Genomic DNA, 21,473 nt, shown 5'->3' on the forward strand with positions numbered 1-21,473 from the left:
GGTCCTACATTCCTTTCACGAGCTCGTCGGCCACGTCGCGGATGTCCCGTCCGGCGACCACGGGCAGGCAGCGCCCGGCCACCGGGCCGATCCGCGCCGCCCAGCGCTCCGGCACCGCCGCCTCGCCGCGGCCCGCCCCCGCGAGGGCCCCGGCGACGGCGGCGGTGGTGTCGGCGTCCCTGCCGAGGTTGGCCGCGGTGACGACCGACGCCTCCACCTCCCCGCCGCCCGCCATGTAGGCGGCGAACGCGAGGGCGACCGCCTCGGGCGCCAGGTCCGTCCACGGGTAGTGCGCCATCACGACGGCGTCGTGCAGAGCACGCCCGAAGGAATCGTGCAAAGCACGCCCAAAGGACTCGTGCAGAGCACGCCCGGAGTCATGCGAAGCACGACCCGAGGAACCGTGCGAAGCACGCCCGGAGGAACCGTGCGGGGCGGGTCCCAGGAGGGGACGGGGCGTGCGGGCGGCGACGTCGAGCGCGGCCCGGAGGTTGCGGGCCGTCCAGGAGTCCTCCGGCACCGCCCGCAGGGCCGCCTCGGCCACCTCGCCCGGCGGGGCCCCGGTCATCGCCACCGCGACCGCCGCGGCCACCGCCCGGCCGCCGAGTATCCCCTCGCCGGTGTGGCTCACCCGCCCGTCGGCCTCCACCAGCCGCGCCGCCTCGTCCGGGTCGCCCGCCGCGAAGATCCCGTACGGCGCCGCCCGCATGGCCAGCCCGTCCGACCAGCCGTGGGCGTGCCACCGGCCGGTCAGCGGCGGCTCCAGGCCGCGCCGCAGGGCCTCCACGGTGCCGAGCTCGGAGAACCCGGCGCCGCGCATCGGCCCGTCGAGCCGCGCCACGACCTCCTCGCGCCAGGCCCGCGCCACGTCCTCTGAGGTGAGCCCGTGACCGTGGCGCAGGAGCACGGTGGCGGCGAAGATCGTGTATTCGGTGTCGTCGGTGCCGCCGCCCTCGATGTCCGTGAGCACGCCCCACCGGGCGGCGATCTCCTCCGGCCCGAGGTTCTCCGCGGGCGCGCCCAGGGCGTCGCCGGCGGCGAGGCCGAGCAGGCAGCCCCGGGCGCGGTCGCGGACGGAGATCATCGGCTGTACCGCTCCAGCACCTTGTTCCCTTCCTCGACGAGCCGCGTGGCGAGCTCGTCCAGGCTGATCTTGTCGGCGAAGTACTCCTGCATCGCCGGCGTGGCCACCTTGCTCTTCCACTCGTCGTACCCGTTCACCTTGAGGAACGGCGCGACGACGAGGTCCTTCGCCGAGGCGGTGGCGACGTCCCAGCCGTTCTCCTCCGTCGTGAGCGCGGGGTCCTTCGCCGCGGTCGTGCTGGTGGGCAGCAGCCAGTCACCCTTGGCCAGTTTCGCCTGGTTCGGGCCGTTGAGGAAGTAGGCGATGAACTTCAGCGCCTCGTCGGGGTGCTCGCTGTCGGCGGCCACCGACAGCGTCTGGGACACCGCGCCCTGCTGCGAGGTGACGCCCTTCAGCGGCGGCAGCGTGACCCACTCGAACCCGCTCGGCGCCTGCTCGGCGACCTGCTGGCGCAGGTACACCCCGACGGGGAGGATCGCGTACTTCCCGGCGAAGAAACCGGGCAGCGGGTCGGCGGTGCCCATGCCGAGCGCGGACGGGTCGGCCGACTTGTCCGTGTAGAGCTGGTCGTGGATGCGCTGGAGCACCTCCCGCTCCTGCGGCCCGGCCTTCACCGTGGTCTTGCCGTCCCGGGTGTCGAAGAAGGTGCCGCCGAAGTTCAGCGCCAGGTTCAGCACCTTGTTGACCGGCGACTTCATCGGCCAGGCCACGCCGTACGCGCCCTTCTTGGTGAGCTTCTTCGCCACGTCGGCGAACTCGTCCCACGTCCACGGCGCGTCCGGAGTGGGCACGCGCACACCGGCGCCGTCGAGCAGCTTCTTGTTGGCGATGAGCACCTGCGACTCCTGCAGGAACGGCACGCCGTACACGCCCTGGCCGCTCTTGCCGTCGGAGAAGGTGACGGTGTCCCACGCGGCCTGCGGGATGTCGTTCTTCAGCTCGTCGGGGACCTTGCCGGTGAGGTCCAGCAGGAAGCCCCGCGAGGCGAAGCTCGACAGCGCCGGGGAGTCGTCGTGGATGACGTCCGGCGGGTCGCCGGCCTCGAACGAGGTCACGAGCTGGTCGTTGACGTTGTCCCAGCTCCCCTGGACGTACTCGACCTGGATCTTCGGGTTGGCCGTGTTCCACTCGGCGACGATCTGTTTGTTGGCCTCGATCGACTCCTTCTGCCAGGCCAGGCTGAGGAAGCGCAGCTTCACCGGCTGCCCGTCCTGCCCGGACCCGGCGTCGCCGCCGCCGCCTCCGCATCCGGCGGCGAGCGCGACCGCCGCCACGGCCAGCACGGCACTCAATCTCTTCATTGAGACCTCCAATCGATGGTCGCCATGCGGGTCAGCCCTTGACGGCGCCGGCCATCAGGCCGGACCGCAGGCGCCGCTGGATGATCGCGAAGAAGACGAGGCTCGGCACGGTCGCGAGCAGCGACGCCGCCGCCAGCGGGCCGAGCCGGGCGACCCCCTCCGGGCCGACGAAGCGCACCAGCGTCAGCGGAAGGGTCTCCACCTCGGGATCCTTGAGGATCACGAGGGCGAACAGGAACTCGTTCCAGGACGAGATGAAGCCGAACAGCAGCGTCGCGACCACGCCGGGCGCGAGCAGCGGGGCGACGACGGCGGCCAGCGCCCGCAGCCGCCCCGCGCCGTCCACGGCCGCCGCCTCCTCCAGCTCGCGCGGCACCGCCCGCACGTACCCGCGCAGCATCCACAGCGCGAACGGCATGACGAACGTGACGTGCACGACCGTGAGCCCGGCGAGCGTGTTCACCAGTTCCAGCCGCCGCAGCACCATGAACAGCGGAATGATGACCAGGACGACCGGGAAGACCTGGCTGACCAGCACCCACCCGATCGCGATCCGCCCGGCCGCGCCCCGGTAGCGGGCCAGCGCGTACGCCGCGGGCAGCGCGAGCGCCACCGTGATCAGGGCGGTGGCGACCGCGACGACGAGGCTGCGCAGGGCGGCGCCGACCAGGTCCTGCTCGCCGAAGGCGTCGGCGAAGTTCGCCAGGGTCGGCCGGCGCGGGATCCACGTGGGATCGAGGGCGGCCATCTCCTGCGGCGTCTTCAGGGCCGTGGACAGCAGCCACAGCAGCGGGAACGCCAGGAACACGACGTATCCCAGCAGGGCGAGATATCTCAGCGCGCGGGTCAGGTCAGTGCGCATCTCAGGCCGCCTCCCGCGCCTGCCGCCACAGATAGAGGCCCAGCACCGCCAGCACGACGATCGTGATCGCCACGCCGAGCGTCGCGGCGTAGCCGAAGAAGCCGTACCGGAACGCCTCCTCGTACGCGAACAGCATGGGCAGCCTCGTCCGCCCGCCGGGCCCGCCCTGGGTGAGCACGTAGACCAGGCTGAACTGGTTGATGTTCCACACGAAGTCGAGCGAGGTGATGGCCACGATCACCGGCCGCAGCTGCGGCAGCGTGACGTTCCAGAAGCGCCGCCAGGCGCCCGCGCCGTCCACGCTGACCGCCTCGTACAGCTCCCTGGGCACGTTCTGCAGGCCGGCGAGCAGCACGACCGTGGTCTGCGGCATGCCGGTCCAGACCCCGACCACGATCACGGCGGGCAGCGCGAGGGAGAAGTCGTGCAGCCAGTCGACGCGCGTGCCGAACAGGCCGTTGAGCAGGCCCGCGTCCGGGTGGTACACCAGCCGCCACATCAGACCGATCACCACCGGCGGCATGGCCCACGGCACGACCGCCAGCACCCGGGCGACGCCGCGCAGACGCAGATCCTGGTTGAGCAGCAGCGCGAGCCCCAGTGAGGCGAGGAACTGCAGCACGGTCACCGACAGGCCCCAGACCAGGCCGATGCGGAACGACTCCCAGAAGTCGCCGTCCGACAGCAGCTCGGCGAAGTTCTCCAGGCCGACGAACGAGGTCTCGGTGTTGCGGCCGGACCGCGCGTCGGTGAAGGCCAGCAGGATGCCGTAGACCAGCGGGCCCACGCTGAACACCAGCACCGGCACCAGCGCGGGCAGCATCAGCGCCAGCGCCCCCCGGGACCGCCGGCCGCCCTGTGGGCCGCCCTGTGAGCCGCCCCGAGACCGGCCCTGGGACCCGCCGTGCGGCCGCTCGGCGAGCGCGGTCACCGGCCGTCCCCGGCGGTGCCGGGCGGACCGGGAACAGCGGTCGAGCCGCGGATGGTGAGACTCGGCCGCACGACCGTCACCTGCGGCTCGCGGGGGCCGTTCTGCAGCCGGTCGAGCAGCAGCGTGGCCGCCGCCCTGCCGCGCTCGGCCGAGCCGAGCGAGACGCTGGTGAGCGTCGGCCAGGTCACCGAGGCGAGGTCGGTGTCGTCCATCCCCACCACCGCCACGTCGCCGGGGACGTCCCGGCCGTGCTCGCGCAGCACGTCGAGGGCGCCGAGCGCGATGAGGTCGTTGGCGCACATCAGCGCGTCCAGGCCGGGCGCGCGCGCCAGCAGCGCCCGCGCGGCGCGGGCGCCGCTGTCGCGGTAGAAGTCGCCCACCTCGACCAGGTCCTCGTCGTACGGCAGGCCCAGCGCCTCCAGGGCCTCCCGGTAGGCGGCGGCGCGGGCGGCGCCGGGGACGGTGTCGAGCGGGCCGTTGAGGAAGCCGACACGTCTCCTGCCGATGGCGTACAGGTGGTCGAGCGCGAGCCGGACGCCCGTCCTGGAGTCGGTCCGCACGTTGTCGACCGGCGCGCCCTCCGGCATGCCTTCCGGTAACGCGCCGATGACGACGACGGGGGCGCGCGCGGCGACGATGGCCCGCACGTGCTCCTCGGTCACGCCCCGCAGCGGGCTGATGATGAGGCCGTCCACGTAGCGCTCGCGCAGCCCGCGCAGCACGCCGAGCTCGTCCTCGGCGTCACCGTCGGTGGAGTGGATGAGGAGCCGGTAGCCGGCATCCTTCAGCACCGGCTGGATCTCGCGCACCATCGCCACGTAGACCGGGTTGCCGATGTCGGCCATCGCGAAGGCGACCTGGTCGGTGCGGCGGTTGCGGAGCGAGCGGGCGACCGAGTTGGGCACGTAGCCGAGCTCGTCGGCCGCGCGCATGACGCGCCGCACGGTGTCCTCACGCGTCGGAAGCCCGTTGAGCACCCGGGACACCGAGGCGATCGACACACCGGCGCGTTGCGCGATCGTGGTGATCGTGGGACCCTCGGTCACCGGCCACCTCACTTGGAAGAGAGTGTCCTGTAATCGTTTACCAGCCAGTAACGTGAGCCATCGGTAAACGTTTACGGCCGGATGAGTCCATATCAAACCCGCCCCCGCGGGGAGCGTCAAGTAACGAAGATGTAAACCGCCTAGATCACCAAGACGCAACAAGCCGCGCGTTGGTTCTGCTCTTCGGCCAGATTCGCCCTAGAATCCGCCGATGTGAACGAAGGTCACGAGGACCCCCCGAAGCTCCCCATCAGGGAGCGCTCTCCTCGGCCCGGGACCGGCCGCCACCGCCGACCGCTCCCCGCCGACCTGCCGCCCGACGCGCCCGCCCTGGTCCTCGCGGTGCCGGGCAGGGCCGGTGACCCGGTGGGCCCGAACGGGGACGTGGCCATGGAGGTCGCCTCCATCGTCAGGATCGACAACCCGCAGATCGACCTTCGCATCGTCTCGCTGGCCGACGGCGGCGGCGACCTCACCAAGGAGTTCGCCTCCATCGCCGCGCAGCGGCCCTCCGACGGACCGGCCGCGGTCGTCGTCCCGCTCGTCACCGGGCCTCATCCGCGCGTGCTGCGCGCCGTCCGGGAGGCCGTGACGCAGAGCGAGGCCGCGGTGAAGATCACCGATCCGCTCGGCCCGCACCCGCTGCTGGCCGAGGCCCTGCACGTGCGCCTGGCCGAGGCGGGCCTGGCCCGCGCCGACCGGATGCGCCTGTTCAACGTCTCCTCCCCCGTCGACGGGATCATCGTCGCGACCGCCGGGGGCGACGAGGCCGCCCGCGGGGCCGACGCGACGGCCGTCCTGCTGGCCGCCCGCCTGACGCTCCCGGTCGTCCCCGCCGCGCTGGACGGCCAGCCGAGCGTGCGCGACGCCGCCGAGCGCCTGCGCAACATCGGCGCCAACCGGCTGGCCATGGTGCCGTACGTCATCGGGCCCGAGGCCGACCCTGACCGGATCACGACGGCCGCCGAGTCGATCGGCGCCGGGTGCGCCGAGCCGCTCGGCGCGCACGAGTCGGTGGCCCGCATGGTGTGTGTCCGGTACGGCGCCGCCTTCGGCGAGATCGAGGGCTTCGACGACCTGTCCGACTGAAGGTCGTGTCCGGCATGCCAAGCCCCGCCGCGCGTGCGGGGCGATTCACCGACGACGAAATCGCCGTTTCGACCATAGTGAATTCGGCGCGGCGGCCTTAACGGTTACCCCAAAAAAATTAAGAGCCTTCCCGGCGGGAAAGGAATTGCTTCCCGGGGGTCGACCGAAGAAGACCACTGCATGCATATCCGGAGCCCCCGGCTACGCACAAACTGTGGGGGATGCCTGAGACGGCGCACAGCCGTGAAACGTGCCATCGACCTGCTCCGGAAGGTAGTTCATGGACATTCGCGGCAAGACAGTCCTCGTCGCCGGTGGCACCTCAGGGCTCGGTGCGGGAGTCGCACGACATTTCTCCGCTCGGGGCGCGAACGTCGTCATCGTCGGCCGGCGCGGCGCGCTCGCCGCCCAGATCGCCGGCGACCTCGGCGAGAACGCCCTCGGGATCGGCGCCGACATAGGCGATGCCGAAGCGGTCGCCGCCGTAGTGGCCGCCACCCTGGACAGGTTCGGAACGATCGACATAAACGTCAACACCGCCGGCATCCTCGCGCCCGTCATCCTCGTCACCGACACCGGACGGCCCAGCGACACGACCGTGCTGACCCGGCTCGTGAGCACGAACCTCATCGGCACCTTCACCGTCATGAGCCACGCGGCGGCCGTGATGCTGGGCAACGCGCCCGACGAGGACGGCGAGCGGGGAGTCATCATCAACACCTCCTCCGTCGCCGCCCACGAAGGAACCATCGGATTGGTGGGATACGCCGCGACGAAGGCCGCCGTCGAAGGCATGACCCTGCCCGCCGCCCGGGAGTTCGCCGGGCGGGGAATACGCGTCAACACCATCGTCCCCGGCGGCTTCGACACCCCGATGGTCGACGACTACGCCGACGAGGAGACAAAGGCGGAGGGGATCAAACAGTTCCTCAATCCTCGCCGGCTCGGGACTCCGGACGAATTCGCGGCGTTCGCCGCTCACATCGTCGAGAACAGATATTTCAACGCAGCCAGTCCCAGGCTCGACGCGGGTTATCGCATGCCACCGTGACGACGTGAACTCGAAGTGGGCGACGCGTCGGCCGCACAGCACCGCGCCCCGCACCCGCGACGCCCCGTCCCGGTACGCGTGCGGGCTTGCGACCGGCGGCGGGGCGTCCTCCCGCTCGACGGGGGCCGGCCGCCGATCAGCCGGCGGCGCGCGTCACCGGCTGCCTGAGCATCGTCTTGGGCTGAGGATCGGTGAAATCGGTCAGGTAGATCTCATGGTGCAGCCCGTTGCGCAGCAGACCGTGCTCGGACATGAAGGCCTCCAGCACGTCGAGCGACGCCTTCTCCTCGCTGTAGGGCCCCTCGTGGAGCAACTCGACACACTCGCCCTCCGTGAAGGTGACCACCTGGACGCGATCGACGGCCGCGCCGGACGCACGTGCCCGCTCGCGTGCCGCCTCGACCACCCCCGATTCGGGTACGTCGGGCAGCGGCAACAGCAGATGCCATCGCCACTGATCGCGCGGCACCTCCAGTGGCGGCCTGGAGACATCCTCCACCCACCAGCGACCCTCCAGCGGCCCTGCGGGGCCGCCCATGACGGAGGCCACAGCGTGGAGGGCGCCGATGGCCGAGACATGCTCGGCACCGCCGGGTTCGCCCATGCCTGTGACGTTGAGGCAGGTGACGGGGCCGTAGTGGACCAATTGCGGTGTCATAAGCTCCTCCAGTGTGGGACGTCGAGCGAGCGCGGCAGCCCGGCCGGCAGCGCCTCGCGCCGGTAGTGACCACCGACATCCGGTGTGCTCGTCCACGTACCCGGACACCGGCAGGCCGAGCTCGGCGTAGTGCCGCCGCTGTCCGATGCTCGATCGAGCCTGGCGAACCGCCCGATCGGCGGCGGTTCCTCGTTCACGCCCCCAGCATGAGGTCTCCCAGTGTGGGAGAGTCCAGCCGTTTCTCCCCCTCCGTACCGGCCCGCGCCCGCTCCTGTCCGCCGCGGACGGACCAGGTCGTCAGGGCAGTGGCGGCGGCGGCCGCGAGATCAGGACAGCGGGCGGCGGCCGGGGAAACCGAGGTCACTGCGGTGATACCAGCCCAGTGCGGTCTCCCCCTCCAGCCAGCACAGCCGTACGGACACGCCGCCGAGCACGGCGGGGAAGTCGACGAGCAGCGGGGCGACGCCCTTGATCTCGATCTCCTCGGCGTCGAACCAGCTCAGGATCTCGTCCATCCGCGCCTCCAGGCCCTTGGCCTCCGGCAGGCCGCCGAGGGGTGAGGCGCCCGCGTGCCGCAGGTCGTGGGTGAGCTCGGCCAGGTCGGCACGTACGGCGATGAACTCCCGGGCGTGCTGGAGCACCACCGGCATCAGCGATTCGGCCTCGTCGACCGTGAAGATCCTCGCCACTCTCCGGACGCTACCGCATCGGCCCCCGCGAGGCTCACAGGCGGCGGCGCAGCAGGCAGAACTCGTTGCCCTCCGGGTCGGCCAGCACGTGCCAGTCCTCCTCACCGGTCTGGCCCACGTCGGCCGGCACGGCGCCGAGCTTCAGCAGGCGCTCCAGCTCGGCCTCCTGGTCACGGTCGGTGGGGTTGACGTCGATATGCAGGCGCAGCTTGTCCCGCTTGGGCTCGGGCACCGACTGGAAGATGAGCGTCGGCTGGAGACCGCCGAAACCGATGCCCGGCGGGCCGATCTCCACCCAGTCGTCCTTGCGCTCGATCACCTCGAAACCCAGCACCTCGCTCCAGAAGGCGGCGAGCCGCTCGGGGTCGTGGCAGTCGACGACGAGTTCACTGATACGACAGGCCATGACCGCGCCTTTACCCGTGGACGGGGTCGCCATGCACCGGGCAGTGGGCGGCCTCCGGGTGGGCCAGCAGCCATTCGATGCGGCCGCGGCTCTCGTCGTCCGTCGGCGTGTAGACCACGATGCGGGTCTCCGGCGGCGCCGCCAGCGCCAAGCTGGTGGACGTCATCCTGATCAGCCCCACCGAGGAGTGCTGGAACAGCTTCATCCGCGCCCCCGGCCTGGCCACGTCGTGCGTCGCCCACATCCGGGCGAAGTCGGGGCTGGCCGCCGACAGCCGGGTGACGAAGTTCGTCCACACCGGCTCCCCCACGTGCCTGCCGAAGGCGGCCCGCAGGGTGGCGACCATCTGGGAAAGCTCCTCCTCCTTGTTCACCAGCGGGCAGCAGCAGCCCGGCATCGTGAACACCCGCCACAGGACGTTGCGTTCGAGCCTGGGCCGGCCGACCACGGACGCGAAGATCGTGCCGTACGCGGCGTTCCAGGCGAGCAGGTCGTAGCGGCCGTTGTAGACGCAGGCGGGCAGCGGATCGAGCCGGCGCAGGATCGTGTGCACCTCGGCGTCGAGCCCGTCCCCGGAGTCGCCGGGACCGGCGACCTCCGGCAGATCGGCCAGCCGGTAGAGATGCTCCCGCTCGGCCGCGTCCAGCCGCAGCGTGCGGGCGATCGCGTCCAGCACCTGCACCGACGCGTTGATGGGACGGCCCTGCTCCAGCCAGGTGTACCAGGTCACGCCCACGCCGGCGAGCTGGGCGACCTCCTCCCGCCGCAGCCCCGGCGTACGGCGGCGCAGCCCGGGCGGCAGCCCGACGTCCTCGGGCCGGATCCGCTCGCGCCTGCTGCGCAGGAAGGCGGCGAGCTCCTCACGCCTGGTGTGCCTGGTGCGGGTCCCCGTCGTCACCTCTCCATCCTGGCGGGTGCGCCCGCGCGTTGCCAGGTGGTGTCGCTACCAGTATCCGCAGGCTCTCGGCACCGGTATCGCGGCGGCCGCATCGTTGCCGCCATGACCACTGTCACCACCCGCGCGCCGGTCGCGCGGCGGACCTCGCCGGCCCTGCTGCTCACCGTCATCCTGGCGGGGCAGTTCATGGCCGTCCTCGACGCCACCATCGTCAACGTCGCCGCGCCCACGATGCGCGCCGACCTCGGAGCCACCGGCTCCGGGCTGCAGCTCGTCGTCTCCGGCTACACCGTGGCGTACGCGATACTGCTGATCACCGGGGCACGCCTCGGAGGGCTGCTCGGCTACCGGCGGCTGTTCCTCACCGGGCTCGTGGTGTTCACGGCCGCGTCGCTGATGTGCGGGCTCGCCCCCTCGATCGGCGTGCTGATCGCCTTCCGGCTGGTGCAGGGCGCGGGAGCCGCCCTGATGGTGCCCCAGGTGCTCAGCCTGATCCAGGTCACCTTCGACGGCGCGGCCCGGGGACGCGCGCTCGGCGTCTACGCCACGGTCATCTCGGTCGGCGCGGTCGTCGGGCAGGTGCTCGGCGGGCTGCTGGTGACCGCCGACCTGTTCGGCACGGCCTGGCGGCCGGTCTTCCTGGTCAACGTGCCTGTCGGCCTCGTGCTCCTGGTCGCCGGCGCCCGTACGCTGCCCGCCGCCCACGTGCGGCGCGAGCAGCGGCTCGACGTGCCCGGCCTGGTCACGCTGTCGCTGTCCGTCTGCCTGCTGGTCGTGCCGCTCGTGCTCGGCCACGAGGAGAACTGGCCGCTGTGGGGGTGGATCTCCATGGGATCGGCGGTGCTCGCGTTCTGCGCGTTCCTGCTCGTGGAGCGGCGCGCGGCCCATCCGCTCGTCCCCGGCCGCCTGCTGCGCGCCCCCGGGGTGGCCGCCGCCGCGTCGGGCGTCTTCCTCGTCATGGCGGCGTACGGCGGCTGGCTGTTCGCCATGGCCCTCCACCTGCAGGGCGGCCTCGGCGACAGCGCCCTGCGGGCGGGCTGCCTGTTCATCCCCGCGGCCGCCGCTTTCGGGCTCACCAGCCTGAACTGGAAGCGGCTGCCGGCCCGCCTGCACCGGCCGATGATCGTCACATCCGCCGTCGTCACCGCCGCGGGCGAGCTCGCCCTGGCGGCGGCGCTGGCCGGCGGGGGCCACGGCGAGCCGCTGCTGGAGGTCGCTTTCGCGGCCATCGGGGCCGGCATGGCGGGCACGTTCAGCCCGCTCATGGCGGTGGCGCTGGCCCGGGTCGCGCCCGCCGACGCGGCCGACGCCAGCGGCCTGCTGGCGATGATGCTCCAGCTCGGCCAGGTGGTCGGCGTGGCCGTCTTCGGCACGCTGTTCCTCGGCCTCGCCCCGTCCGCGCACGCCGCAGCGGTGACGTCGCTGGCGCTCGCCGCGGTCTCGCTGGCCGCGGGCGGGTGCGCGCTGCCTCTCCTTCGCACCCGCCGGGGCGGCCGATGAGCGTTACGTGGGCGCTCAGATGAGGCCGAGGGCGAGCATGGCGTCCGCCACCCGCCGGAAGCCGTCGATGTTGGCGCCGGCCACGTAGTCGCCCGGCATGCCGTACGCGTCGGCGGTCTCCAGGCAGCGGGCGTGGATGTCGCTCATGATCTCCTGGAGCCGCCGCTCGGAGAACTCGAACGTCCACGAGTCTCGGCTGGCGTTCTGCTGCATCTCCAGGGCGCTGGTGGCCACGCCGCCCGCGTTGGCGGCCTTGCCGGGGCCGAAGGCCACCCCGGCCTCGCGGAACACCCGGATGCCCTCGGGCATGGTGGGCATGTTGGCGCCCTCGCCGACCGCGACGCACCCGCCCCGCACCAGCGCCTCGGCGTCCTTGCCGGTGATCTCGTTCTGCGTCGCCGACGGCAGCGCCACCTCGCAGGGCACCTCCCACACGCTGCGCCCGGCCACGTACGCCGCCCCGGAGCCCCGGCGCTCGGCGTACGCGCTGAGGCGGCGTCGCTCGACCTCCTTGATCTGCTTGAGGAGGTCGAGGTCGATGCCCTTCTCGTCCACCACGTAGCCGGAGGAGTCGGAGCAGGCCACGACGACGCCGCCCAGCTCGTTCACCTTCTCGATGGCGTAGATGGCGACGTTGCCCGAGCCCGAGACGACCGTCCGCTTGCCGTCGAACGACGTGCCCCGCGCCTTGAGCATCTCCTCCACGAAGAACGCGCAGCCGTAGCCGGTGGCCTCGGTGCGGACCTGGGCGCCGCCGTAGGCCAGCCCCTTGCCGGTGATCACGCCGGACTCGTACCGGTTCGTGATGCGCTTGTACTGGCCGAACAGGTAGCCGATCTCCCGGCCGCCGACGCCGATGTCTCCCGCGGGCACGTCGGTGTACTCGCCGATGTGCCGGTACAGCTCGGTCATGAAGCTCTGGCAGAAGCGCATGATCTCCCGGTCGGAGCGGCCCTTCGGGTCGAAGTCCGCGCCGCCCTTGCCCGCGCCGATCGGCAGGCCGGTCAGGCTGTTCTTGAAGATCTGCTCGACGGCAAGGAACTTGATGATGCCGAGGTAGACCGAGGGGTGGAAGCGCAGCCCGCCCTTGTACGGCCCGAGCGCGCTGTTGAACTCGACCCGGAAACCACGGTTGATGTGCACCTCGCCCTGGTCGTCCTCCCAGGGCACCCGGAAGATGATCTGCCGTTCCGGCTCGAAGATCCGCTCGATGATCTTCTGCTCCGCGTACTCGGGGTGCTTGCCGAGGACGGGGCCGATGCTCTCCAGCACCTCGCGTACGGCCTGGTGGAACTCCGTCTCACCCGCATTGCGGCGCAGGACGTTGTCGTAGACCGCCTCGAGCCTCTCGTGCAGCATCAACTCTCCTTGCTGTCTGTTTTCTCCCTATCTCACAGTAGAGGCATCCGGGTTGTGAGCAACGCGGTCTCAAGATCCGGGACGGACGAGGGCCCGCCAGACGTCGATGACGAGCACGGGGCGCATGCCGACCGACCGGTACAGGCCGAGCGCCGGAGTCGTGTTGTTGCTGTCCACGTGCAGGATCGTGCCCACCCGCCCGCGCCGCTCGTCGGCCTCGAAGGCCCGCGTGAGCAGCAGCCGGCCGAGGCCGCGCCCGCGGAAGGCGGGCCGCACCGCGAGCGTGCGGACGTAGCCGCAGTTCTCGTCGGGCACGAAGTGGTTGGTGCCGAGCAGCATCGCCGCGGGCTCGCCGTGGACGCGGGCCAGCAGCAGTTGCGTCCAGTCGTTCGCGCTGGACGCCTCCATCTCCTCGGCCCACTCCTCGAACGTCCTCGGCACGAACCCGAAGTGCTCGGCGAAGCCCTCCTGCTGGACGGCGTGCGCCGCGCGCAGCACCTCCTCGCCCTCGGGCGAGCCCGCCTCGACCGTGACCCCGGGCAGGAAGGCGGGCCGTACGCCGGCGTGGTCGGTCCGCATGCGGTGGAAGCTGGTCGCGGGCGCGAAGCCGCGCTCCTTGGCGGCCTCGCGCATGACCGAGTCCTGCTCGTAGACGCTGACGTCCACCACCGCGTGGTCGTGCCCGGCCTCGCGGGCGAGGTCGCCGGCGCGGCCGAGCGCCAGATCCCACAGCAGCGCGGCCGCGCCGGGCTCCCGCGCCTGCACGTCGATGTCCACGTTGTCGCTGTCACCCTTGCGCCTGGCATAGCCCCAGCCGACGAGCCGCCCGCCCGAGCGGACCACCCAGCTGTCGCGCTCCAGGTCCAGCTCTCCGAGGGTGTCGGCGACGTCGTCGAGCGTCCAGTCGGGCTTGCCGGTCACTTCGATGTCGTGCTCGGCGACCACCTCGTGAATCGCCGCCGCGTCGGCGGGCGCCGGCCGCCGGATGTCGTAGTCGTTCATGCCACTGTTTGTACGCATCACGACTTGTGGGCGGCTTGCCGAGGAGTTGGCGGCGTCTCCGCGCCCGCTCCAGGTCCGTCGAGCACGCCGCGATAGGCGATGAGGGGATGACACGCGTCCCCGGCCGTGGTGGAGGCTCGGCTGAGCGTACTTCGCGCAGATCCTGAAGAATCGGCCGCATGGAACAACTACTCAGGAAGCTGACCGGCCAGCGTGTCTTCGGCGAGCCGTACGAGAAGGACGGCGTGACGTTCATCCCCGTGGTGGCGGTGCGCGCGGGGGGCGGCTTCGGCCGCAGCCCGGAGAAGGGCGGCGAGGCCCGCGGAGGAGGCGGCGGCGTCGTCAACAGGCCGGTCGGGATGTTCGTCCTCAAGGACGACGACGTGCATTGGCGACCGGCCTTGGACCTCAACCGGGTCATCCTGGGCGGCCAGATCCTCGCGGGCCTCGCCCTTGTCGTGTACGCAGTGACCCGCCACGCCCGCTGACCCGCCACGCCCGCTGACCCGCCACGCCCGCTGACCCGCCGCCGGGCGGCCGGCTGGCCGCGGGGCCGTGAAAGTTTCCCGCGCCGGACCCGGCCGGCGGATGTACGCGCAGGTCGATGAGCGGGTGTCGGCCGGTCGATTGCTTCGGGCACGGCGGGCGCTTTCGATGGCGGTGAGCCGGTAGCCACCGTCCCGCCCCGGGAGCATGTGATGCGCACGCGATTGTCCGAGGCACTGTCCATCGTCCTTTGCGCCGTGATCGCCGCCGTGGCGCTCGTCGTGACCCGGCCCGGCGCCGCGGACGCGCTGACCGGCGGGTTCGACTTCACCCGGGTGCAGGTCGCCACGACGGGCCTGCGGGTGCCCTGGGGAATGGCCTTCCTCCCCGACGGCAGCGCCCTCGTCTCCGAACGCGACACCGCGACCATCGCCCAGGTGCGTCCCGGCTCTCCGCCCGTACGGGTGGCCACCGTCCCGAACGTCACGCCGGGGGGCGAGGGCGGCCTGCTCGGCATCGCGCTGTCTCCCACGTTCACGCAGGACCAGGTGGTCTACGCGTACATCAGCACCGCCTCCGACAACCGGGTGGTCCGGTTCCGGCTAGGCGCCCCGCAGACCCAGCAGCCGATCCTCACCGGAATCCCCCGGGGCCAGTCCCGCAACGGCGGGCGCATCGCGTTCGGCCCCGACGGCATGCTGTACGTCGCCACGGGCGACGCCGGCTACCCCTCCATCGCCCAGAGCTCGCCTCTCGGCGGCAAGATCCTGCGCATCACACGCGACGGCGCGGTCCCCGTGACCAACCCGTTCGCCGGCTCTCCGGTCTACAGCTACGGCCACAGCAACGTCCAGGGGCTCGCCTGGGACGAGGCCGGCCGGCTGTACGCCACGGAGTTCGGCCAGAACTCCACGGACGAGATCAACCACATTCGGCCGGGTCTCAACTACGGCTGGCCCGCCTGCGAGGGCATGTGCGGCAGTTCGAACGTCGCCAACCCCCTGGTGACCTGGAGCTCGGCCGAGGCGTCGCCCAGCGGCCTGGCGTACGCCAACAGCACGCTCTTCGCCGCGGCCCTCGGCGGCAAGCGCCTGTGGACGGTGCCGGTCAGCGGTGGCAACAGGACCGGCGCTCCGGTGGCCGAGCTGCAGGAAAGGCTGGGCCGGCTGCGCACCGTGGCGGTCGGCCCGGACGGCTGGCTCTGGGCGGCGACGAGCAACCGCGACGGCAGGGGGACGGTGGGCCCCGGCGACGACCTCATCGTCCGGATCCCGCCCATCGGACCGTCCGGCCCGGGAACCTCGCCGTCGGCCGGCCCGTCGCCCTCGTCGCCGGGAGGCTCCTCACCGGGCGGCTCCGCACCGTGCCCCTCCCCCGCGTCCAGTCCTTCACCGAGCCCGTCGCCGAGCCCGTCGCCGTCTCCCAGCCCTTCGGCGTCCCCCAGCCCGTCGGCCTCCGCCGACCCCTCCCCTTCGCTCAGTCCCTCCCTGCCGCCCTCCCCCAGCCCTTCACCGTCCCCCAGCCCCTCGCCCTCCCCCAGCGCATCACCGTGCCCCTCTCCGACGCCGAGCCCCTCACCGTCTCCGTCCCCCAGCCCGTCGCCGTCACCGAGCCCGTCACCGAGCCCGTCACCGAGCCCGTCACCGTCGCCCAGCCCGTCCTTCGTGGTCACGCGCTCCTGCGAAGCGACGATCCGGTTCCACCTCTCGATGGCGGCAGCTCCCTGGGGCGAACTGACGGTGCGAAACACGGGAACGGTGCCCATCACCTCGTGGACGGTCACCTTCAAGGTCCCCAACGGTCTGAACTACGTGCAGTGGAACGGCTCCAACCCCCCGGGCTCCACGGTGACCATCACCCAGAACGGCCTGCTGCCGCCGGGCGCCTCGGTGACGGTGACGTTCGCGATCGGCTGGTCCGGCAGCGCTGTGGAGACGCCGTCGCCCATCACCTGCACGGCCAGATGACTCCTGTCCGTCCCGCCGCCCCCGGCCCCGACCGCGCGTACGGCCGGGACCGGGCGCGGCGGACGCGTTCGACGGGGTATGAGCCGCACACCCACATCTCGACCTGGAGCCTTCGATGTCCAAGCGTCTCGCCGTGGCACTCGCGACCACCCTCAGCGCGGTGCTCGCCTCCACCGCGCTCGTCGCCGCCCGGCCCACCGCGGCGGGCGCGGCGACCGGCGGGTTCGACTTCACCCGGGCACAGGCCGCCACGACGGGCCTGCGGGTGCCCTGGGGAATGGCCTTCCTTCCCGACGGCAGCGCGCTCGTCTCCGAACGCGACACCGCGACCATCGCGCAGGTGCGTCCCGGGTCCGCGCCCGTACGGGTGGCCACCGTCCCGAACGTCTCGCCGGGGGGCGAGGCCGGCCTGCTCGGCATCGCGGTCTCCCCGGCGTACGCCGCGGACCGGTGGGTCTACGCGTACTTCAGCTCCGCCTCCGACAACCGGGTGGTCCGGTTCCGGCTGAACGCGCCGCAGACCCAGCAGCCGATCCTCACCGGTATCCCCCGCGCCCAGTTCCACAACGGCGGGCGCATAGCGTTCGGCCCCGACGGCATGCTGTACGTCGCCACGGGAGACGCGGGGAACTCCGCCAACGCGCAGGACCTGAACAGCCCAGGCGGCAAGATCCTGCGTATGACGCCCGACGGCGCGGTCCCGCAGGACAATCCGATCGCCGGCTCCCGCGTCTACAGCTACGGCCATCGCAACGTGCAGGGGCTCGCCTGGGACGAGAGCGGCCGGCTGTACGCCACGGAGTTCGGCCAGAACACCTGGGACGAGATCAACCACATCCAGCCGGGCCGCAACTACGGCTGGCCGGTCTGCGAAGGCGTATGCAGCGACTCGCGCTACACCAACCCCCTCGTGACGTGGAGCACGGCGGAGGCGTCGCCCAGCGGCCTCGCCTACGCCAACGGGACGCTCTTCGCCGCCGCACTGCGCGGGACGCGGCTGTGGGCGGTGCCGGTGAACGCGGGCAGGACCGGCACTCCGGTGCCCGAGTTCCAGGGGACGTACGGCCGCCTGCGTGCCGCGGCGGTCGGGCCCGACGGATGGCTCTGGGTGGCGACGAGCAACCGTGACGGCAGGGGGACCCCGGCCGCGGACGACGACCGGATCATCCGCGTGCCGCCGGCGGGCGGCCCGTCACCGTCGGCCAGCCCCCCACCGTCGCCCTCGGCGTCGCCGAGCCCCTCGCCCTCCCCCACCCGCTCGCCCTCCCCAGGCGCGTCGCCGTCGGCCGGTCCGCGCGCGTGCTCCGCGGCGTACCGCGTGGTCAACCAGTGGCAGGGCGGCTTCCAGGGCGAGTTGACGGTGCGCAACACGGGCACCGTGGCGACGTCGTCGTGGACCGTCACCCTCACCTTCCCCAACGGCCAGCGCATCACCCAGATGTGGGGCGGGCGCTATACCCAGTCGGGGGCCACGATCACCGTCACCAACGAGTCCTGGAACGGCACGCTCGCGCCGAACGCGTCGACGACGGCCGGTTTCACCGCGAGCTGGTCCGGCGGCGCCAACGGGACGCCGGCGCCCGTCACCTGCACGGCCGCCTGACGCCCGCCGGGTCAGCGCGGCCCGACGAAGAGGGTCTGCGTGGCCGTGCCGACCTCGCCGGCCTGGTCGAACAGCGTGGTGCGGGTGAGCCCGCGTCCCCGTGGACCGATCGTCGTGGCCGCGTCCAGGCAGATCCACTCTCCTTCGGGGGCGCGGAACAGCGAGATGGTGAGGTCGACGTTGGCGAACAGGTAGGCGTCGAAGTCCAGGACGTTGCTGATGCCGTTGCCGCTGTCGGCGAACATCGCGAGCCGTTCCAGCGGCGTGGTCTGCTCGCCCTCGACCAGCGGCACCCGCGTCCTGCCCCACGCCACGGCGGGCCCGGCCTCGTCCGGGGAGCCCTTGACGAACCGCCAGTCCGTGGCCCTGCCGTACCCGAAACCCCGGGCGATCCAGGACTCCGCGTCGCCGGGGGTGGGCGGGGGGACCGGCGCGGGCGGCGGCGCCGCCTCGCTCGCCGGGCTGCCGGCTTCCCTGATGCGCCACGCGGCCGCCCTGACCAGCTCGCGCCCGCCGGAGGTGACGGAGGCGCCGAGGCACTGCACGCGCCTGCCGTCCCTGATCATCTCGGCGCGCACCTCCACCTCGGCGACCGGGACGGGCGCGAACACGTCCACCGCCAGCCGGGCCGCCGGAAGCCCGGGGAACCGGCTGGGAACGCGGGCGATCTCGTGCACCAGCAGCGCGGTGACCGGCCCCATGTGCTGATGCCGCGGGTCCCACGGCCCCTGGGTGTGCTCCGTCGCCTGGTACCGGCCCTGACCGAGGGGGACGTACATCGCCATGGAACAAGATTCTAGAGTCGCGGGCCCGGCCGCCCATCCGATCCGCGCGTCCGGCGGGAATTTTCCCGATACTCGGAAATGAGCGGAACGTCGCAGAGCACGTACGACGAATGGAGAGCACCGTGCCGGAGGAACCGGAGATCGTGCGGTCGCCCGAGATCACGCGCGAGCCCACCCAGAATGTGCACGAGTACACGGTCGACCAGGTGAGGGATGTGACCCGTCAGGGCAAGGTCGTGCTGGAGTCCGGTGTCCAGGGCACGGACACCGCCTTCCGGCAGCTGTTCCCCACGACGTACGACCTGGTGCTCGACCACCCCGAGGCCAAGGAGACCGCCGAGGACAAGTAGAACCTCCGCAGGTCGCCGCTCCGCCGGCGGTTTGGCATGAATAGGGTGCTGCCATGGAGTATCGACGACTTGGCACCACCGGTCTGAAGGTCAGCAGGATCTGCCTGGGCATGATGAGCTACGGCGAGCCGGCCAAGTGGGGCGGCTGGGTTCTGGACGAGGAGCACGCCGAGCCCATCGTGCGCAAGGCGGCCGAGGGTGGCGTCACCTTCTTCGACACCGCCGACGTGTATTCGGGAGGCGTCAGCGAGGAGGTCACCGGACGGCTGCTGCGCGAGATCTTCCCCCGGCGCGACGACTACGTGCTGGCCACCAAGGTCTACTTCCCCATGGGCGAGGGCAGGAACGACTACGGCCTGTCCCGCAAGCACGTCATGTCGGCCATCGACGCCTCGCTCGCCCGCCTCGGCACCGACTACGTCGACCTGTACCAGATCCACCGGTGGGACGACGAGACGCCGATCGAGGAGACGATGGAGGCCCTCCACGACATCGTCCGGGCCGGCAAGGCCCGCTACATCGGCGCCTCCAGCATGTGGGCGTGGCAGTTCGCCAAGGCCCAGCACGCCGCGGACAGGAACGGCTGGACCCGCTTCGTCAGCATGCAGGACCACTACAACCTGCTGCACCGCGAGGAGGAGCGGGAGATGATCCCGCTGTGCCTCGACCAGGGTGTGGGACTGATCCCGTGGAGCCCGCTCGCCCGCGGCCTGCTCGCCCGCGCGGGCAAGCCGGCCGACACGACGCGGCAGGTCGGCGACGGCGCCCGGCAGGAGCAGCTGTACGGCGGGCCCGCCGACGAGGCGATCCTCGAGCGGGTGGCGCGGACCGCCGCCGAGCGCGACGTCTCCCCCGCGACCGTCGCCCTCGCGTGGCTGCTGGCCAAGCCCGCCGTCGTGGCCCCCATCATCGGTGCCACAAAGGGCCACCACGTGGACGACGCGCTCGCCGCCGTGGACCTCGCGCTCACCGACAAGGAGATCGCCTACCTGGAGGAGCCGTACCAGACCCGGCCGCAGCAGTTCTGACGCCCTGACCGCGCGGGCCACGGCTCGCGCGGCCCGCCGCGTCAGCCGTCGGTCGTACGGCGTCGCCGGGCGCGGCGCGGGTAGGCCTTGGCCGTCTCGGCCAGCCGCGCCGCGTGCTCGGCCTGCTTGCGCCAGTGCCCGTAGGCGTCGCCGCGCTGCGCGAGCCGGTCCAGCTCGCGCATCGTGTCCAGCGGGATGAACGCGGGCTCGGCGTCCCGCCACGGCGTGCCGGGCAGCGGCATGAACGTGTGGGTGTGGATGCGCGCGCCGAGATCGGCGAGGTCGGCGGCGAGCCGCAGGGAGGCGTCCTGGTCCTCCGGCGTCTCGCCGGGCAGCCCGAAGATGAAGTCGACGTTCGGGCGGAAGCCGTGCTCCACGGCGATGCGCACCGCGTCACGCACCGGCTCGCTGCCGTGGCCGCGCCCGGCCGCGGCGAGCACGCGGTCGGAGCCCGACTGCGCCCCGATGATGATGTTGTCGTTCGCCACGTAGCGCTTGAGCAGCCGCATCGCCTCGGGTGTCACGTGCTCAGGGCGGATCTCGGAGGGGAAGCTGCCGAAGAACACCCGCCCGTTCGCGGGCAGCTCCTCCTTCACTCCCGCCAGCAGCTCCTCCACGGCGTCCAGCGCCGGCTCCGGCCCCTGCGTGCCGTACGAGAGGGAGGTGGGGGTGATGAAGCGGACGTCGCGCAGGCCGTGGGCGGCCATCCGGCGGACGTGCTCGCGCACGCTGTCCACGCCGCGGTGCCGGAACCTGCCGCCGAACATGAAGGGCGTCTGGCAGAAGCGGCACGTGTAGGCACAGCCCCGCGTGATCTCGATCGGCCCGAAATGGCGGCGCCGGTCGGGGAATGACGGGAAGGCGTCCAGCGGCAGCTGCGGGGCCGGCGGCGTGCGCAGCGCCACGCCGTCGGCGTCGCGCACCGCCAGCCCGGGCACGGTGGTGAGCGGCCGGTCCGCGCGCAGCGCCTCGACCAGCGCGACGATCGTCGGTTCGCCCTCGCCGATCGCGGCGAGGTCCCAGCCGGCGTCGAGGACCTGCTGCGGCTCGGCGGTGGCGTGCACTCCGCCGGCGATGTGCAGGACCCTGGGATCGTCGGCGAGGGCGCGCACGGCGGCCAGTTCGGCGGCCATCGCCTCGGCGTCCGGCGAGTAGAACGACCAGAGGACCAGGACCCGCTCCGCGGAGCTGCCCGCGATGTGCGCCGCGGTCTCCTCGGGAGTGGTCCCGAGCCGCAGATCGCACTCCGCCTTCGCGGTCTCCAGCGCGCCGAGCAGCGCGTTCACGCCGTACGTCACGGCCTTGCGGTAGCGGACCACCACGGACACATCGAGGCTCACCCCAGGCAGGGTAATGCCATCGCCCGCCTCCCCCCGCA

21 protein-coding genes are annotated in these 21,473 nt (G+C 72.1%); 8 read left to right on the top strand and 13 right to left on the bottom strand.

Features of this window, described 5'->3' with window-relative positions:
- Window positions 1-4: 4 nt before the first annotated feature.
- The 5 genes from ACWEQG_RS05735 to ACWEQG_RS05755 are packed head-to-tail and all read right to left on the bottom strand — an operon-like array spanning window position 5 to window position 5,224.
- Complete coding sequence (locus tag ACWEQG_RS05735; RefSeq protein WP_452282063.1) at window positions 5-1,084, bottom strand: ADP-ribosylglycohydrolase family protein; 1,080 nt, start codon at window positions 1,082-1,084, stop codon at window positions 5-7.
- On the bottom strand, window positions 1,081-2,385 hold the full coding sequence (locus ACWEQG_RS05740; RefSeq protein WP_452282065.1) for an ABC transporter substrate-binding protein: 1,305 nt from the start codon (window positions 2,383-2,385) through the stop codon (window positions 1,081-1,083). Before ACWEQG_RS05740 ends, ACWEQG_RS05735 begins: the two co-directional genes overlap by 4 nt.
- A gap of 31 nt (window positions 2,386-2,416) precedes the next feature.
- Entirely contained in the window at window positions 2,417-3,247 is an 831-nt protein-coding gene (locus tag ACWEQG_RS05745; protein ID WP_452282067.1) for a carbohydrate ABC transporter permease, read from the bottom strand.
- Window position 3,248: 1 nt separating this feature from the next.
- On the bottom strand, window positions 3,249-4,178 hold the full coding sequence (locus ACWEQG_RS05750; RefSeq protein WP_452282069.1) for a carbohydrate ABC transporter permease: 930 nt from the start codon (window positions 4,176-4,178) through the stop codon (window positions 3,249-3,251).
- Window positions 4,175-5,224, bottom strand: coding sequence for a LacI family DNA-binding transcriptional regulator (locus ACWEQG_RS05755; protein ID WP_452282071.1), 1,050 nt, complete (start codon window positions 5,222-5,224; stop codon window positions 4,175-4,177). Before ACWEQG_RS05755 ends, ACWEQG_RS05750 begins: the two co-directional genes overlap by 4 nt.
- A 213-nt stretch (window positions 5,225-5,437) precedes the next feature.
- Between ACWEQG_RS05755 and ACWEQG_RS05760 the strand changes: the two genes are divergently transcribed.
- The gene (locus ACWEQG_RS05760) at window positions 5,438-6,313 is read left to right on the top strand and encodes a sirohydrochlorin chelatase (RefSeq protein WP_363465784.1); all 876 of its coding nucleotides are present in this window, start codon (window positions 5,438-5,440) and stop codon (window positions 6,311-6,313) included.
- 280 nt (window positions 6,314-6,593) lie between these two features.
- Window positions 6,594-7,364, top strand: coding sequence for an SDR family NAD(P)-dependent oxidoreductase (locus ACWEQG_RS05765; RefSeq protein WP_452282073.1), 771 nt, complete (start codon window positions 6,594-6,596; stop codon window positions 7,362-7,364).
- Window positions 7,365-7,500: 136 nt separating this feature from the next.
- Here ACWEQG_RS05765 and ACWEQG_RS05770 read toward each other — a convergent pair whose 3' ends face one another.
- The 4 genes from ACWEQG_RS05770 to ACWEQG_RS05785 all read right to left on the bottom strand — a co-directional run bounded on the left by ACWEQG_RS05770 (window position 7,501) and on the right by ACWEQG_RS05785 (window position 10,015).
- Complete coding sequence (locus ACWEQG_RS05770) at window positions 7,501-8,022, bottom strand: GyrI-like domain-containing protein (protein WP_452282075.1); 522 nt, start codon at window positions 8,020-8,022, stop codon at window positions 7,501-7,503.
- A gap of 326 nt (window positions 8,023-8,348) precedes the next feature.
- Window positions 8,349-8,711, bottom strand: coding sequence for a DUF2203 family protein (locus ACWEQG_RS05775; protein WP_452282077.1), 363 nt, complete (start codon window positions 8,709-8,711; stop codon window positions 8,349-8,351).
- Between the two features lie 34 nt (window positions 8,712-8,745).
- Window positions 8,746-9,117, bottom strand: a complete 372-nt coding sequence (locus tag ACWEQG_RS05780) for a VOC family protein (protein ID WP_452282079.1) — start codon at window positions 9,115-9,117, stop codon at window positions 8,746-8,748.
- A 10-nt stretch (window positions 9,118-9,127) separates the two neighbouring features.
- Window positions 9,128-10,015 (bottom strand): helix-turn-helix transcriptional regulator, encoded by an 888-nt coding sequence (locus ACWEQG_RS05785; RefSeq protein WP_452282081.1) that lies wholly within the window; start codon window positions 10,013-10,015, stop codon window positions 9,128-9,130.
- A gap of 102 nt (window positions 10,016-10,117) precedes the next feature.
- Between ACWEQG_RS05785 and ACWEQG_RS05790 the strand changes: the two genes are divergently transcribed.
- Window positions 10,118-11,515: an MFS transporter gene (locus ACWEQG_RS05790; RefSeq protein ID WP_452282083.1), complete on the top strand. Its 1,398-nt coding sequence runs from the start codon at window positions 10,118-10,120 to the stop codon at window positions 11,513-11,515.
- Window positions 11,516-11,530: 15 nt separating this feature from the next.
- On the opposite strand, the gene gdhA is transcribed toward ACWEQG_RS05790, so the two are convergent.
- Entirely contained in the window at window positions 11,531-12,874 is a 1,344-nt protein-coding gene (gdhA, locus tag ACWEQG_RS05795; protein WP_452282085.1) for an NADP-specific glutamate dehydrogenase, read from the bottom strand.
- Between the two features lie 69 nt (window positions 12,875-12,943).
- On the bottom strand, window positions 12,944-13,876 hold the full coding sequence (locus ACWEQG_RS05800) for a GNAT family N-acetyltransferase (protein ID WP_452282087.1): 933 nt from the start codon (window positions 13,874-13,876) through the stop codon (window positions 12,944-12,946).
- 179 nt (window positions 13,877-14,055) lie between these two features.
- Here ACWEQG_RS05800 and ACWEQG_RS05805 point away from each other — a divergent pair, with 179 nt between their 5' ends.
- From ACWEQG_RS05805 to ACWEQG_RS05815, 3 genes are all read left to right on the top strand, one after another.
- The gene (locus tag ACWEQG_RS05805; protein ID WP_452282089.1) at window positions 14,056-14,364 is read left to right on the top strand and encodes a spore germination protein GerW family protein; all 309 of its coding nucleotides are present in this window, start codon (window positions 14,056-14,058) and stop codon (window positions 14,362-14,364) included.
- A 210-nt stretch (window positions 14,365-14,574) separates the two neighbouring features.
- Window positions 14,575-16,329, top strand: a complete 1,755-nt coding sequence (locus tag ACWEQG_RS05810; RefSeq protein WP_452282091.1) for a PQQ-dependent sugar dehydrogenase — start codon at window positions 14,575-14,577, stop codon at window positions 16,327-16,329.
- A 115-nt stretch (window positions 16,330-16,444) separates the two neighbouring features.
- Entirely contained in the window at window positions 16,445-17,932 is a 1,488-nt protein-coding gene (locus ACWEQG_RS05815; protein ID WP_452282093.1) for a PQQ-dependent sugar dehydrogenase, read from the top strand.
- Window positions 17,933-17,943: 11 nt separating this feature from the next.
- Here the strand turns inward: ACWEQG_RS05815 and ACWEQG_RS05820 are convergent, their stop codons facing one another.
- A complete protein-coding gene (locus tag ACWEQG_RS05820) occupies window positions 17,944-18,717 on the bottom strand; it encodes a thioesterase family protein (protein WP_452282095.1) in 774 nt (257 codons plus the stop codon).
- Between the two features lie 122 nt (window positions 18,718-18,839).
- On the opposite strand from ACWEQG_RS05820, the gene ACWEQG_RS05825 reads away from it, so the two are divergent.
- Window positions 18,840-19,067: a hypothetical protein gene (locus ACWEQG_RS05825; RefSeq protein ID WP_452282097.1), complete on the top strand. Its 228-nt coding sequence runs from the start codon at window positions 18,840-18,842 to the stop codon at window positions 19,065-19,067.
- Between the two features lie 53 nt (window positions 19,068-19,120).
- Entirely contained in the window at window positions 19,121-20,095 is a 975-nt protein-coding gene (locus ACWEQG_RS05830) for an aldo/keto reductase (protein ID WP_452282099.1), read from the top strand.
- A gap of 41 nt (window positions 20,096-20,136) precedes the next feature.
- Here ACWEQG_RS05830 and ACWEQG_RS05835 read toward each other — a convergent pair whose 3' ends face one another.
- Window positions 20,137-21,435 (bottom strand): TIGR04013 family B12-binding domain/radical SAM domain-containing protein, encoded by a 1,299-nt coding sequence (locus tag ACWEQG_RS05835; RefSeq protein WP_363465823.1) that lies wholly within the window; start codon window positions 21,433-21,435, stop codon window positions 20,137-20,139.
- Window positions 21,436-21,473 lie beyond the last annotated feature (38 nt).

The organism is Microbispora sp. NPDC004025, assembly GCF_053604425.1.

Bases quoted from the DNA above. Each gene is read 5' to 3' on its own strand.
- ACWEQG_RS05735 (WP_452282063.1), bottom strand. From the start codon at position 1,084: ATGATCTCCGTCCGCGACCGCGCCCGGGGCTGCCTGCTCGGCCTCGCC.
- ACWEQG_RS05740 (WP_452282065.1), bottom strand. From the start codon at position 2,385: ATGAAGAGATTGAGTGCCGTGCTGGCCGTGGCGGCGGTCGCGCTCGCC.
- ACWEQG_RS05745 (WP_452282067.1), bottom strand. From the start codon at position 3,247: ATGCGCACTGACCTGACCCGCGCGCTGAGATATCTCGCCCTGCTGGGA.
- ACWEQG_RS05765 (WP_452282073.1), top strand. From the start codon at position 6,594: ATGGACATTCGCGGCAAGACAGTCCTCGTCGCCGGTGGCACCTCAGGG.
- ACWEQG_RS05770 (WP_452282075.1), bottom strand. From the start codon at position 8,022: ATGACACCGCAATTGGTCCACTACGGCCCCGTCACCTGCCTCAACGTC.
- ACWEQG_RS05780 (WP_452282079.1), bottom strand. From the start codon at position 9,117: ATGGCCTGTCGTATCAGTGAACTCGTCGTCGACTGCCACGACCCCGAG.
- ACWEQG_RS05790 (WP_452282083.1), top strand. From the start codon at position 10,118: ATGACCACTGTCACCACCCGCGCGCCGGTCGCGCGGCGGACCTCGCCG.
- gdhA (WP_452282085.1), bottom strand. From the start codon at position 12,874: ATGCTGCACGAGAGGCTCGAGGCGGTCTACGACAACGTCCTGCGCCGC.
- ACWEQG_RS05800 (WP_452282087.1), bottom strand. From the start codon at position 13,876: ATGAACGACTACGACATCCGGCGGCCGGCGCCCGCCGACGCGGCGGCG.
- ACWEQG_RS05805 (WP_452282089.1), top strand. From the start codon at position 14,056: ATGGAACAACTACTCAGGAAGCTGACCGGCCAGCGTGTCTTCGGCGAG.
- ACWEQG_RS05810 (WP_452282091.1), top strand. From the start codon at position 14,575: ATGCGCACGCGATTGTCCGAGGCACTGTCCATCGTCCTTTGCGCCGTG.
- ACWEQG_RS05815 (WP_452282093.1), top strand. From the start codon at position 16,445: ATGTCCAAGCGTCTCGCCGTGGCACTCGCGACCACCCTCAGCGCGGTG.
- ACWEQG_RS05820 (WP_452282095.1), bottom strand. From the start codon at position 18,717: ATGGCGATGTACGTCCCCCTCGGTCAGGGCCGGTACCAGGCGACGGAG.
- ACWEQG_RS05830 (WP_452282099.1), top strand. From the start codon at position 19,121: ATGGAGTATCGACGACTTGGCACCACCGGTCTGAAGGTCAGCAGGATC.